We start from the raw sequence: 15,013 nt of genomic DNA on the forward strand, positions 1-15,013 counted from the left end.
TTTAATTAATTAAGCTTTTTAAAAACTCAGTGGTTATTTTTGAAGTATCTTCAAAAACATAATTAGCTTCATTTAAAACTGTTTTATCGCCAATTCCAATGCTTATCATATCTGCTGCATTAGCGGCTTTAACTCCAGCGATTGCATCTTCAACTACCACACATTTTTCAGGATTCATATCTAATTTTTTTGCTCCCAACAAAAACACTTCTGGATCTGGTTTTGCTTTTGAAACCTGATTGCCATCTACAATTGCAGTAAATTTGTTAATCAAACCTACTTTTTTAAGAATTAGAGGAGCGTTTTTACTTGCTGAACCCAATGCGAATTTTATTTTATTGTCAATTAAAAATTCCAATACCTTTGCTATACCCGGTAAAATTTCATCGGAAGTCATCTTATTAACATAAGAAAGATATTCTTCATTTTTTTGGATAAGTAATGCTTGTTTTTTCTCCTCAGACAATTTTATATTACCAATTTTTAGTAATAGTTCAAGCGAAGCTACTCTACTTACACCTTTTAATTGTTCATTTTGTTTTTTGGTAAAATCGAAACCTAGTGAATTTGCTAAATTTCTCCAAGCTAAAAAATGGTATTTTGCGGTGTCAACTATTACCCCGTCTAAATCAAAAATAAATGCTATTTTAGTATTCATCTTTATTAGTTTATTGGTTCAACATTATCATCTACATCTTTAACTTTAAACACTAATAAGGCTGCAATTAAAAAAGAAATTCCACTAACTATTAGTGCATAAATAGCATCTCCTCCATAAAAATATTTAACAATTGGACCACCTATTAAAGCATTTATTATTTGTGGAATTACAATAAAAAAGTTAAAAATTCCCATATAAACGCCCATTTTTTTCATAGGTATAGCTCCTGCTAAAATGGCATAAGGCATTGCTAAAATACTTGCCCAAGCAATTCCAACACCAACCATAGATAGAATTAACCAATATTGATTTGGCATAATATAAATAGATATTAATCCAATTCCTCCTATTATTAGAGATATAGTATGTGTTTTTTTTCTGCCTAATTTCTTCGCTATTGCTGGTAAGAAAAACGCATAAATTGCAGATACTAAATTGTAAACTCCAAATAAAACTCCAACCCAATCTCCTGCATTTTGATAAGCTTTGCTACTTGAATCTGACAAAGGTAATCCATAAATATGATGTGCAATTGCAGGTGTAGAAAAAACCCACATTCCAAACAAACCAAACCATGAAAAAAATTGAACATAACTCAATTGTTTCATAGTTTCTGGCATTTTTTTAAAATCTGTAAAAATATCTAAAATACTAGATTTATCATCTTCATTAATTTCATCATCATCAACACTTGCATGAATTTTAGCCATTTCTTCAGGAGAATATTCTTTAGTAGTTGCTACTGTAATAATTACACTAACCAACAACACAATTGCACCGATAATAAATGATAACAATAAATTTAAAGGAACTTCTCCTGATTGAGAAGTATTTGCAATACCAAACCAATTTGTTAATACATAAGGTAACCATGAGCCAATAACAGCACCAATACCAATTAATATTGTTTGAATACTAAATCCTAGGGTTCTTTGATCAGAAGGTAAAATATCTGCCACAAGAGCTCTAAATGGTTCCATGGCAATATTAAATGAGGCATCCATTATCATTAACATTCCTGCTCCAATCCATAATGCAGGTAAAAATGCCGTAAACATAGCTGCATTTGGCATAAAAATTAATCCCAAAGCTGCTAAAATTGCACCTGTTAAAAAATAAGGACGTCTTCTTCCTAATCGTGTCCAAGTTCTATCACTATAATAACCAATAATGGGTTGAACAATTAAACCTGTAAGCGGTGCAACTATCCAAAACCATGATAGTTCCTCAACATGAGCTCCAAAAATTTGTAAAATTCTACTTGCATTAGCATTTTGCAGTGCAAAACCCATTTGAATTCCTAAGAACCCGAAACTTAAATTCCAGATTTCCCAGAAACTTAGTTTCCGTTTTTCCATAAATTAAATACGTTAAAGTAAATCAACTATAAGAAAAGTCTTATAATTGTACGTGTGAAGTGTGAAAAACAGTAGTTGTAAAATTGCTTTTACAAGGCAAATATATTAAAATAATATGAATCTTCTTATTTTCTCAACCTTAAATACTTGTAAGTAATTCAGAAATAGCAAACTATAACCTTTGAGTTCTAAGAAAAAAAGTTGATAATTTTTATTTTGTAGAAAGAGTAGATTGTCTAATTTTTAAATTGGTTGAAATTACTTCTTTTTTAAATTCACTAGCATCGGTTTGTTCAATTCTTTTAATTAACAACTCAGCGGCCTGCTGTCCCATTTCAAAGCCGTGTTGTACTACTTCTGACAATGGTGGAGATGTAAATTCAGAAATTAAGCCATCTGTAAAACCAATTATTGCAATATCATTTGGAATAGAAAGCTTACGCTCTTTAGCTATTTTTAAAGCATTAGCAGCATAAATTTCATTAACAGCTAAAATAGCATCGGGTGGATTTTTTACAAAAATTACTTTTTTGATTTGTTCATATAAATCTTTATTATCATCTATTTTATAGATTAAATTCTCATCTACGGAAATTCCATTTTTATGTAATGCTTTTAAATAACCTTCTTTTCGTAAGGATCCAACGGTAATAAAATCTTGAGTAGTAAGCAACGCTATTTTTTTTGCTCCATTTTCTATTAAATGATTAGTTGCTTTAAAAGCACCACCAACATCATCAATAATTACTTTGTCGCAGGCTAATTCTTCATTTATTCTATCAAATAATACTAATGGAAAATCATCTTTTATTAATCCTTCAAAATGCGAATACTCATTTTTATGTTGGGTTTCTCTAGCAATAGATACTATTAATCCATCTACACTTCCATTAGTAAGTACACTAAAATTTGAAACTTCTTTTTCATAAGATTCATTAGACACACAAACCATTACATTATAGCCTTTTTTTGTAGCATATTGTTCAATTCCATCAATTACAGTAGAAAAGAAATGATGCACAATTTCAGGAATTATTACACCGATAACGGATGTTTTTTGATTGCGTAGTTGTAAGGCTAAAGAATTTGGTTTATAGTTGTAATAATCCGCAAATGCCTTAATTTTTTCACGAGTTTCTTCACTTATTTCATGACTATCTTTTAACGCTTTAGAAACGGTTGAAATAGACACGCCAAATTCACTAGCTATCTTTTTTAAAGTTATACGTGGTTTCATATAAAAATAAGGTAAATTTTATCCTCTTTTACAAAGATAAAATAATAACTGAAACCACATCATTTTCTTTATAATTTTGTAGAATTACATCAAAATTTTAAAATTTTAAAAAACTCCATAAAAATAGCTTGCTAACTCTAACGTTTGCGTAAAAAAGTTATAAACACGAAAACGTTTTCGGAACGTTAAAACTAGCCTAAATTATTGTTAACTATTTGTTAACTCCGTAAATTCACCCTGTGAAATGTAAAAAAACAGTAAAAACTATTAAAAACTTAATTATTAATTAACTTAAAAATAAATGAAAAATTTTAGACTTTTTTTGTTTAACGTCATTCTTCTCTTTCCTATAATTATGTTTGGTCAACAAACTATTAAAGGAACCGTTACAGAAGCAACAGGGGGCTCGGCTTTACCTGGCGTTGGCGTTATAATTAAAGGAACCACAACAGGTACCTCTACAGACTTTGATGGGAATTATTCCTTAGATAAAGTAAAAACAGGTGATGTATTGGTTTTTTCTTATGTAGGATTTAAAAATCAAGAAATTACCGTGGGCAACAACACAACAATAAATGTTGCTATGGTTGAAAGTACTGAAGCGTTAGACCAAGTTGTAGTTATTGGTTATGGTGTTACTACCGTAAAGGATGCAACAGGTTCTATAACTTCTGTGAAAACTAAAGATTTAAATAGAGGAAACATTGTATCTCCAGATCAAATGTTAACGGGTAAATTAGCTGGTGTAACTGTTACATCTGGTGGTGGTGCTCCTGGTTCCGGTTCAACTATTAGAATTAGAGGTGGTGCTTCTTTAAACGCATCTAATAATCCATTATTTATTATTGATGGTGTGCCTGTAGATAGCGAAGGTATTTCAGGTATGAGAAATCCTTTAAATACTATTAATCCTAATGATATTGCATCCTACACCGTATTAAAAGATGCCTCTGCAACTGCAATTTATGGTTCACGTGCATCAAACGGAGTAATTATTATTACAACTAAAAAAGGTAAGGGTGATGGCTTTAAAGTAAGTTATAATTCAAACGTTTCTATAAGTGATAATATCAATACTATTGATGTTTTAAGTACCTCTCAATTTAAAGCTTATGTAAACGCTCATGGCACACCAAGTGATATTGCTTTATTAGGAACTGCAAATACCAATTGGCAAAATCAAATTTTTAAAACGGGTTATGCTACTAATCAAAATGTAAGTATTTCTGGTGGAACTAAAACATTAAACTATAGAACTTCTGTTGGTTATACCAACCAAACGGGTACTTTAAGAACCTCTAAACTAGAAAGAGGTACGTATTCAATTAGTTTAGGCTCTAAATTATTTGATGATCACTTAAAAATTGATGCAAATGCTAGAGTATCTATGGTACTTAATAGATTTGCAGATACTGGTGCTATAGGTAATGCACTTTCAATGGATCCAACAAAACCAGTATATGATAGTACTTCTCCTTATGGTGGTTACTTTGAATGGTTACAATCTCCTGGTGGAGCTCCAATTGCGGTTGGTGCACCAAAAAATCCATTGGCTTTATTAACACAAAGAGATAATAGGTCTCATGCAAACAGGGGGATTGGGAATATTCAATTTGACTATAAAATGCATTTTTTACCTGAATTACGTGCTAACCTTAACTTAGGCTTTGATCAATCTAAAAGTGTAGGTGATGATATTACAAATAATTCAGCTAATTCAACACTACTAGACGGTACTAAGTTTAAAAGCACAAATCATTATGAGCAAACCAAAGATAATAAGTTAATGGACTTTTATTTGGATTATGCTAAAGATTTGAAATCTATAAACAGTACTATTGATTTTATGGCAGGTTATTCTTATCAAAATTTCAAAAATCAAGGATTTAATAATCTTGTTTCACCAACAAGTGTTGATAGTTTTGATTATTATAATGATTTAAACTTGCAATCTTATTTTAGTCGTTTAAAATATGCTTTTGCTGATAAATATTTGTTAACCTTAACGTACAGACGTGATGGTTCTTCAAGATTTAGTAAAAACAACCGTTGGGGTGATTTCCCTTCTGCAGCATTTGCTTGGAAAGTGTATGAAGAACCTTTTATGAAAGATTCTAAAACGTTTTCTAATTTAAAATTGCGTTTAAGTTGGGGTATTACGGGGCAACAAGACATAGGTACAGGTAATTATTACCCTGCAATTGCTACTTATTTAGCAAGTACTAACACAGCACAATACCAATTGGGTAATACTTTTTATACTACTTTTAGAGCACAACCATTTAATACTACCTTAAAATGGGAGCAAACAGAAACTTACAATGTTGGTGTAGATTTTGGGCTATTTAATGGGAAAATTAATGGAGCTGTAGATACTTATTATAGAAAAACAAAAGATTTATTAAACTTTATTCCTTTCCCTGCTGGTTCATCTTTATCAAACGCAGATAATGCCAATATTGGTAAAATGGAAAATAAAGGAATTGAAGTTACTTTAAATTCAAAATTAGTGAATACTGATGATTTACAATTAAATGTAAGTGGTAACTTTACTTGGGCTCATACAAAAATTACTCAATTAACAACCAATGATGATCCAAATTACGAAGGTGTTGAAGTTGGTGGATTTAATGGTGGTGTTGGTAATACCATTCAACGTCATACCGTAGGTTATGCACCTTATGCATTCTTTGTTTATCAACAAGTATATGATACTGCAGGAAAACCAATTGAAGGTGTTTATGTAGATAGAAACCATGATGGTCAAATTAACGATGCAGATAAATACCGATATAAAAAACCAGCGGCTGATTATAACTTTGGTTTTACCACAAATTTAAATTATAAAAAATGGAACTTCAATATGGCTTGGAGAGGAAGTGTTGGTAACTATGTATATAATAACGTAGATTCTAGCTTAGGTTTCCAAGATCATTTACTAAATCCAGGATTTCCAAACGTTATAGGAAATGGAGTTACAAATGTTTTAGAAACTGGCTTTGTTAATGGAGGAACTAAAAGATACTTATCTGACTACTATATCCAAGAAGCTTCTTTTGTAAAATTAGACAATGTTAGTATTGGCTATAACTTTGGAAATGTTATGGGAGAAAATACTAACTTTACTCTTTCAGGAACAGTACAAAACGTACTTACTATTACCAATTATAAAGGTTTAGATCCTGAAGTTAGTGGAGGTATTGATTATAATATTTATCCAAGACCAATAGTGTATATGGTTGGTGTTAATTTAAACTTTTAATATTAAAAAAAATGAAAAAATATTCTTTTAAAATATTCTTTTTAGGAGCTTTTGTGCTACTTTTCACAATGAATTCTTGTGTTAAAGATTTAGACCAACTTCCAAAAGATAAAGATGTTGTTTTGGCTAGTGATTTATTTAACAATCCAGCAGCATACAAACAAGTACTCGCTAAACTATACGCTGGTTTAGCAGTAAGTGGACAACAAGGTCCTGCTGGAAATAGTGATATTACAGGTATAGACGAAGGTTTTGGTCAGTACTTAAGAGGTTATTGGTATTTTCAGGAATTTTCAACCGATGAAGCTGTTACTGGTTGGAGCGATAGTGGATTATCTAATATTCATGCTCAAGATTGGACAGCTAGTAATCAGTTTGTAAAAGCATTGTACAACAGAATAATGTATCAAATAACTTCATGTAATGCATTTTTACGTGAAACCACCGATGCTAAATTAAGTTCAAGAGGAGTTACAGGACAATTATTAACTGATGTTAAAGAGTACCGAAATGAAGCTCGTTTTTTAAGGGCTTTAAGTTATTATCATGCAGTTGATTTATTTGGTAGTTTCCCATTTGTAACGGAAGCTGATGAAGTAGGGTTCTTTTTCCCTCCTCAAAAAAGCAGAGTTGATTTATTCAACTTTGTTGAAAGTGAACTTTTAGATATTGAAAGCAGTATGCCTGCACCAAAATCTAATGAATATGCAAGAGCTGACCAAGCTGCCGTTTGGACTTTATTAGCTAAATTATATTTAAATGCTGAAGTTTATACAGGTACTGCTAGATATAGTGATTGTGTTACTTACGCAACTAAAGTTATTAATGCAGGTTACACTTTAGAACCTGCTTATAAAAATTTATTTTTAGCTGATAATAATACTGCAAGTGGCGTAATTTTCCCTATTGCATTTGATGGTACTCACACACAAACTTGGGGTGGAACTACTTTCTTAGTTCACGCTGGTGTAGGTGGTAGTATGGATCCTGCCGATTTTGGAATCAACGGTGGTTGGGGTGGTAGCAGAACTACCAAAAATTTAGTAAACTTATTTGGCGATGATGTTTCATCTTCTGATATTACTGCGGCAAACGCAGCTATAGGTGCTGCTTCTAATTGGGGTATTGTAGGCGATGCCACACCAAATGGTTGGAATGGACCAGATTTAACTCTATATCAAACAGGAACCGCAAACGTTTATCAAGGTTATGTAAATTTAATTGATGGTCAAATTAAATTTAGACCAGATAACTCATGGGGAAGTGATTTTGGAGATAATGGTAGTAATATTGATGTTACTGCGGGTTTATATAAAATAACAATAAATACTTTAGATAAAACTTATACCATTGAAAAAGACCAAAGAGCTATGTTTTATACTGATGGTCAAGAATTAGAAATTGCATCTGTATCAACTTTTACTGATGGTTATGCTATTACTAAATTTAAAAACGTTGATAAAAACGGAAATCCTGGTTCTGATGCTGGAGGTCAATTTGTAGATACTGATTTCCCTTTATTTAGAATTGCAGATGTATATTTAATGTATGCTGAAGGTGTATTAAGAGGTGGTGGAGGTGATGAAGCTACTGCTATTTCTTATGTAAATTTACTAAGAACAAGAGCCGGTGCAGTTCCTGTTTCCTCAATTAATTTAGATTTAATTCTAAACGAAAGAGCAAGAGAATTATATTGGGAAGGAACCAGAAGGACTGACTTAATTAGATATGGAAGATTTACCGATGGTAATTATGTTTGGCCTTGGAAAGGTGGTGTAGCTGAAGGTACGTCAACACCAAGTTACCGTAATATATTACCTATTCCATCTTCTGATTTAAATGCAAATCCAAATCTAACTCAAAACCCTGGGTATTAATCTTTTAAATTAGACACAATGAAAAAAATATTTAAAAATATAATGATGTTATTCACAGCTACTACTTTGTTAGTAGCTTGTGATAACCAAGATTTAACTGTTCTAGATTCAACTGCTTCTACAACAGTTAGCCTTTCAACTGATCAATTAGTGTTAGATATACTTAATACTGGACAAGATGTATTAACAGTAAACTGGACTGCACCTGATTTCGGTTATAGTGCTACACCCGATTATAATATTGTTTTTACCGCTGGTGACAAATCAACTTCTATTCCCGTTGGAACAGAATTGTCTAAAATTTTTGAAACATCTGAACTTAATAAAGTGCTTTTAAATAAATTAGGTTTATCTCCTGGAGAGATAGCCGATGTTACTATTCAAATTAAAACGGATTTAAGCAATTACTATAGTATAAGTTCAAATGTAGCATCTATTACAATTACCCCTTATTCAACAGTAATTGAACCAATTTATATGATTGGGGGTGCCCTTTTAGGATGGGATACAGCAAAAGCTGTTGAAGTTAATGGAACTGGTATTGGTCAATATGAAGTTATTGCTAAATTTAATAATGGAGGTGCTTTTAGATTTTTTAGTGCTCCAGATTGGAACGCAACTTCCTATAATTGGACCTATTTTGAAGGTGGCAATGTAGATGCAAATTTTGAAAATGCTCAAGATGGAGATACTAACATTAGATTTATTGGTATCACAGGATTTTATAAAATAAATGTAAATTTAATTGATAAAACCATTACAATGACTGCTGTTGATGAACCAAAACATTATATGGTTGGTGCTGGTATTCCTGATGCAGGTTGGAATTGGAACACTCCTGTAGAAATGACTTGGGTAAAAGATGGATTGTTTGAAGCTACAACAACTTTTAGCAATGACACTTTTAGATTCTTTACTAATTTTGGAGATTGGGGTTCTGGTAGAAACTATCCTTACTATGTAGCAGCAGATTTTACAATTGATCCTAATTTTGAAGATGCAATGGATGGAGATAATAATTTTAGATTTATTGGAATTCCTGGCATCTATACAGTTACGGTAGATTACAATAATAAGAAAATTACTTTATCGCAAAATTAATATTTGCTCATATAAAAAATGCTGTAGTAATAACCATTCTACAGCATTTTTTTTAATCAATAAATCAATTATCATGAAAAAACTACTACTTTTAATTCTATCATTAATAAGCACTATTACTTTTTCACAGGTAACAACTTCACCATCAATACCTACAGTCAATGATGCTATTACTGTTACTTTTGACGCTACAGGCTCAGGCTTAGCTGGATATACAGGTACAGTTTATGCTCATACAGCAGTAACCATAAATGGTACTAGATGGCAAAATATTATTGGTTCTTGGGGTAATAACACAACACAACCTTCACTTACCAGAATTGGGACTGATTTATACCAACTTAACATAACACCTGATGTAACAACCTACTACAATGTAACTTCTGGCACTGTTTCAGAGCTTGATTTTGTATTTCGTTCTGCAGATGGAACTAAACAAACAAGTCCCGATATTTTTGTAACTATTTATACTGCTGGATTAAATGTATTAATAACCAGCCAAAATAATAATGATGCCTTTGATTTAAATACAACCCAAACTATTTCTGCCGATGCTTCTTTAGCATCTACCCTAAAATTATATGTTGATAATGTACTTCAAACCACAGCAACATCTGCTAAAACAACAAGTGTATCTTACACTTTTTCTACCACAGGAAGTCATACAATAAAAGCAACTGCAACTATAAATAGTACTACTGTTACAGATGAAGTTTCTGTTTTTGTAAAATCAACTACACAAACTGCTAGTATTCCTGTTGGCATGAAAAATGGTATTAATAAAAATAATGATGGTAGCGTTACTTTTGTTTTAACCGCTCCAAATAAAACAGATGTTTTTGTTTTAGGTGAATTTAATAGTTGGCTATTAAATGAAACCTATCATATGAAAAAAGACACCACAACAAATCAGTTTTGGGTAACTATATCTGGACTAAATCCAGATACAGAATACGCTTATCAATTTGATGTAGATTATGGCTTAATAGTTGCCGATCCTTTTGGACATAAAATACTTGACCCCGCAAACGATAAATTTATACCAGCCACTACATATCCTAATATAAAACCTTATCCAACCGATTCTACAACAGGTATTGTTTCAACTTTTAAAATAACTAATCCTACATTTTCTTGGGATACATTTACACCTCCTGCTAAAAATAATTTAATTATATATGAGTTACTTTTACGCGATTTTGACGTTGTTGGCACAAGTGATATTGGCGATTATAACAAAGCTATAACCCATTTAGATTATTTAAAAAACTTAGGTGTTAACGCCATAGAATTAATGCCCGTGTCAGAATTTGAAGGTAATGACAGTTGGGGATATAATCCATCATTTCATGGAGCTTTAGATAAAGCTTATGGTACACCTACTGATTTTAAAACCTTTATAAATGAATGTCATAAACGAGGTATGGCAGTAATAATGGATGTTGTTTATAATCATGTTATGGGCTCAAGTCCTTTAGCTCAAATGTGGTGGGATAGTGCCAATAATCGTCCAAGTGCAACAAATCCTTACTTAAATCCTATTCCAAAACACGATTTTAATGTGGGTAACGATTTTAATCACGAAAGTGCTTACACCAAAACCTATGTAAAAGAAACCCTTCAATATTGGCTACAAGAATATAAAATAGATGGTTTCAGATTTGATTTAGCTAAAGGGTTTACACAAAATAATACACTTGGAAACATCAGTGCTTGGGGAAATTATGATGCCTCAAGAATTACCATTTTAGAAGATTATGCAAATTTTATATGGAGTGTAAATAACAACGCTTATGATATTTTAGAAGAGTTTGCCGACAACTCAGAAGAAACAGTTCTTGCTAATTATGGCATGTTGCTTTGGGGAAACCTAAATAACAATTATGCACAAAATACCATGGGTTTTTCAAGTAGTTCAGATATTTCTTGGATTTCTTACAAAGCTAGAGGTTGGAACAACCCTAATGTTGTTGGTTATATGGAAAGTCATGATGAAGAGCGTTTAATGTACAAAAACTTACAATTTGGCAATAGTAATGGCACTTATAATATTAAAGATTTAGCAACAGCACTTAAACGCGAAGAGTTAGCTGCTAATTTCTTTTTTACCATTCCTGGTCCAAAAATGATATGGCAATTTGGCGAATTGGGATATGATATTAGTATTAATCAAGGAGGAAGAACAAGTAGAAAACCCATACATTGGGATTATTTTAATGATGCAAATAGAAAAAATGTTTACGATATATGGCGAACACTAACAGCATTTAAACAACAACAACCTGTTTTTAATACTACAAATTTCACCTTAAATGTATCTAATTTGGTTAAAAATATTGTACTGCGTGATGCTTCTATGGATGTAGTACTTGTAGGTAATTTTGATGTTATTTCCCAAAATGTTTCTCCAAATTTTACTAAAACAGGCACTTGGTATGAGTATTATACTGGTAGTTCATTAAATGTTACAAATACCTCTATGACATTGAATTTGCAACCTGGAGAATATCGTTTATACTCATCTGTTCCGTTAAGCAATCCTTTAGGAATAGTGAAAGTAAATAATCCTTTAAATCAGACTTTAAAAATTTATCCAAATCCTGTACAAACTTCTTTTAGAATAAACCAAGGTGTAGAATCTGTAAAAATATACGATTTAACAGGGCGTTTGATTAAACAATTTAATGGGCAATTTATCAAAAATAAATCTTTTGATATACAAGCATTAGCTCCATCAATTTATTTGCTACAGATTAAAACAACCAATGACAAAATTTATGCTAAAAAATTGGTGAAATACTAGCTAATATACTTGAACTAAATTATAATAGAAAATACAGAAAAAGCTATTTATATGTCCGTAATTCATAATAATAAGGAACAACGTCATGCTGAACTCGTTTCAGCATCTCATTTCCATTTGATAACCCGTATTTTATTGAATACGACCCTGAAACAAGTTCAGGGTGACGAATCTTATGTAAAATTACGAACAATCAGAAAAAACTGTTACTAAAGTAATGGTTTTTTGATAAGTTTAAAAAATAAATTATTGAATAGCGGTAAATTATTACTAAATTGTATAATAAACTTTTCATCAAAAGATAAATGAGTTCTTGTCTTTTGATGAAAATAGAAAGAATCAATTTTTAGAACTCAACTAAAAATCAAAAATTATGAAACAACTTTACTCAATTTTAATTTTAACTGTTTTAACACTATACAGTTTAAGTGCACAAACAACAGTAACCTATACACAACAAGCGGCAAATTATGCTACTTTTTTTAGTGATGGCGGTGGTAATTTTGATAATGGAGCTACAGAATTAGGTATGTGGGCAAACGGAGGAAACAAACAATCTGTCGGTTGGAGAAACTTTACACAAGATGGCACTACAACAGGTACACTTTCTACAATGGCAGTTGGTGATAGCTTTACTATTACATTAAATGCCACTAGATCTTATGGTCAAATTGGACTTGCCTTACTATCAAGTCCTACAGCTACAGCAAGTTGGGCTGACAGAATAAATAATTATGCTGTGCAAGTTAATTTAAATGGAAATGGTGGTGCTTTTGACCCTTGGGAAGTTGTATCAGTAGGTGGAACTATAAACGCATCAACAATTAGCGGATCTACTACTGCAACAGACTTTGTTTTTAAGTTTACCCTTAATTCTGCAACTTCAATGACTGTAGATATAAATAATGGAACCCAAACCTTTAATGTAACCATTAATAACCAAAATATAACGGGTTATGCTGTATATATAAATGATGATTGGAATGGAAGTGCCAATAGTAATATCATTTGGAAACCTACTACTGAATACACGTATGCAACTACCTTAGGTATTAATGATGTTACTAAAAACACAATGTCTCTTAATTTAATTGATAATGTAATACATATTGAAGGATTAAATTATAATCAGAAATTCAAATTAAATGTTTTTGATTTAAACGGAAGATTGGTGAAGAAATTAAATGAAAAATCTACACTTAACCTAAATGGATTATCACCATCAGTTTATATTTTAAAACTAAAAACGGATGATGAAAAAATTATTACAAAAAAGGTAATCAAATCCTAGCTATACTACCCGTTGTTCATTTTGATAAAATTTCGTCAATTCGAGTGGTTTTATTAAGAATGGAATTCTTAGTAAAATTGTATCGAGAACTCGTGTAAAAAGACTTCTCGATACAATTTTCTATCGAAAATCACTCGAAGTGACGTAACAGTAGGTTTAAAAAGTTAAAATGCACAACGAGTTATAATAAATTAGGTTATTGAAATGAGGCTGTCTGAAAAGTGATATTTTTGTCAACCTGAACTTGTTTCAGGTTCTAATAATAATTGGTAATCAGCACAAGATGAGATTCTGAAACAAGTTCAGAATGGCACTTTTCAAAACTTTTTCAGACAGCCTCATTTTTTTGCAAAAAATTAGTGAAAGCTTTCCAATAATTTTCATTTCCAACAGTAGTTTTCCAAAGAGCTTTTGAGCCATGAATTCCAGCTTCTTCTGGGATATATTGAGTTACATATTTAGGATTTATTTCTGAAATTAATTCTGTAAGTGCTTTTGATTCTTTTTTAGAAGAAGTTACAAAAACAGGCTTTTCAATATCCTTTATACTATTTTTTACATCTATAGTTTTATAATATTCTCCAGGACTAAATGCAACTATCGCTTTTACTTTATCAGAATTATCTCCAATTAACAACACTAAAGTAGCTGAGTATGAACTTCCTATTAAAATTATTGGTTTATTATTGTTTTTATGATATAAAAAATCGATTGCAGCTTCAATATCTTGCCGTGCATCTAAATAGTTTGTTGGTAAATTTCCTTTTTTAGCCGCTAAAACAGTTTCATTAATTACGCCATTTGCTTTATTTCCAGAACGTTGATCTATTGCCAAACAAGAGTATCCTAATTTATTAAGTTTTATTGCAGTATCTCTATATTCACCTCGGCTAAAACCAGCTTGATGGCACAATAAAATCATTGGTTTATTAGATTCAACTTCATAAAAGTCTGCTGTTATTAGCAAACCATCTTTTGAAGGAAATGTAATTTTTGTAAACAATTTCTTCTGAATAACCTCTACTGTTTTAGAAATAGTTTTTTTATTGTTTAGTTGATTCGGTTTTTTTGAGTAATTACAAGAAATAAAGATTAAACTAAAAAGTATTATTAAGTATCTCATTTTAAAAAATTTGGACTAAAATAGTGAAATTTATTTAAGAGTAGCATTTAAAGAATAACAAGCTCAGGGCAAACTCACACTTTTTCTTTGATAAAAGCTAGATAATCAGTTGATTTATAGTTGTCAAAGTTATTAATTATTTGTATATTATACTGATAATCAATAATTTACACCAATGACATCAAGTAGTAAAATAGTAAGTATTTTTACGCAAGTAGAAGATCCTAGGAGCCATATAAACCAACTTCATAACTTAATTGACATCCTTCTAATCGGAATAATTTCGGTTATTTGTGGTGC

General features: G+C 31.1%; 9 protein-coding genes. 5 read left to right on the plus strand and 4 right to left on the minus strand.

The window, feature by feature from the left end; genetic code table 11:
* Window position 1 precedes the first annotated feature (1 nt).
* The 3 genes from pgmB to L3J60_RS08345 all read right to left on the minus strand — a co-directional run bounded on the left by pgmB (window position 2) and on the right by L3J60_RS08345 (window position 3,256).
* Window positions 2-658: a beta-phosphoglucomutase gene (pgmB, locus tag L3J60_RS08335; protein ID WP_291975039.1), complete on the minus strand. Its 657-nt coding sequence runs from the start codon at window positions 656-658 to the stop codon at window positions 2-4.
* A 5-nt stretch (window positions 659-663) separates the two neighbouring features.
* Window positions 664-2,019, minus strand: coding sequence for an MFS transporter (locus L3J60_RS08340; RefSeq protein WP_291975040.1), 1,356 nt, complete (start codon window positions 2,017-2,019; stop codon window positions 664-666).
* A gap of 211 nt (window positions 2,020-2,230) precedes the next feature.
* Complete coding sequence (locus L3J60_RS08345; protein ID WP_291975041.1) at window positions 2,231-3,256, minus strand: LacI family DNA-binding transcriptional regulator; 1,026 nt, start codon at window positions 3,254-3,256, stop codon at window positions 2,231-2,233.
* A gap of 355 nt (window positions 3,257-3,611) precedes the next feature.
* Between L3J60_RS08345 and L3J60_RS08350 the strand changes: the two genes are divergently transcribed.
* The 5 genes from L3J60_RS08350 to L3J60_RS08370 all read left to right on the plus strand — a co-directional run bounded on the left by L3J60_RS08350 (window position 3,612) and on the right by L3J60_RS08370 (window position 13,590).
* On the plus strand, window positions 3,612-6,518 hold the full coding sequence (locus L3J60_RS08350) for a SusC/RagA family TonB-linked outer membrane protein (RefSeq protein ID WP_291975042.1): 2,907 nt from the start codon (window positions 3,612-3,614) through the stop codon (window positions 6,516-6,518).
* A gap of 11 nt (window positions 6,519-6,529) precedes the next feature.
* Window positions 6,530-8,395, plus strand: a complete 1,866-nt coding sequence (locus tag L3J60_RS08355) for a RagB/SusD family nutrient uptake outer membrane protein (protein WP_291975043.1) — start codon at window positions 6,530-6,532, stop codon at window positions 8,393-8,395.
* A gap of 18 nt (window positions 8,396-8,413) precedes the next feature.
* Window positions 8,414-9,496: a SusE domain-containing protein gene (locus tag L3J60_RS08360; RefSeq protein WP_291975044.1), complete on the plus strand. Its 1,083-nt coding sequence runs from the start codon at window positions 8,414-8,416 to the stop codon at window positions 9,494-9,496.
* A gap of 73 nt (window positions 9,497-9,569) precedes the next feature.
* Entirely contained in the window at window positions 9,570-12,299 is a 2,730-nt protein-coding gene (locus tag L3J60_RS08365) for an alpha-amylase family glycosyl hydrolase (protein WP_291975045.1), read from the plus strand.
* Between the two features lie 373 nt (window positions 12,300-12,672).
* Window positions 12,673-13,590, plus strand: coding sequence for a T9SS type A sorting domain-containing protein (locus L3J60_RS08370; protein ID WP_291975046.1), 918 nt, complete (start codon window positions 12,673-12,675; stop codon window positions 13,588-13,590).
* A 328-nt stretch (window positions 13,591-13,918) separates the two neighbouring features.
* Here the strand turns inward: L3J60_RS08370 and L3J60_RS08375 are convergent, their stop codons facing one another.
* Complete coding sequence (locus L3J60_RS08375; RefSeq protein WP_291975047.1) at window positions 13,919-14,713, minus strand: alpha/beta hydrolase; 795 nt, start codon at window positions 14,711-14,713, stop codon at window positions 13,919-13,921.
* Between the last annotated feature and the right edge of the window lie 300 nt (window positions 14,714-15,013).

This window comes from Lutibacter sp., assembly GCF_021647475.1.
In the GTDB taxonomy this organism is placed as follows: Bacteria; Bacteroidota; Bacteroidia; order Flavobacteriales; family Flavobacteriaceae; genus Lutibacter.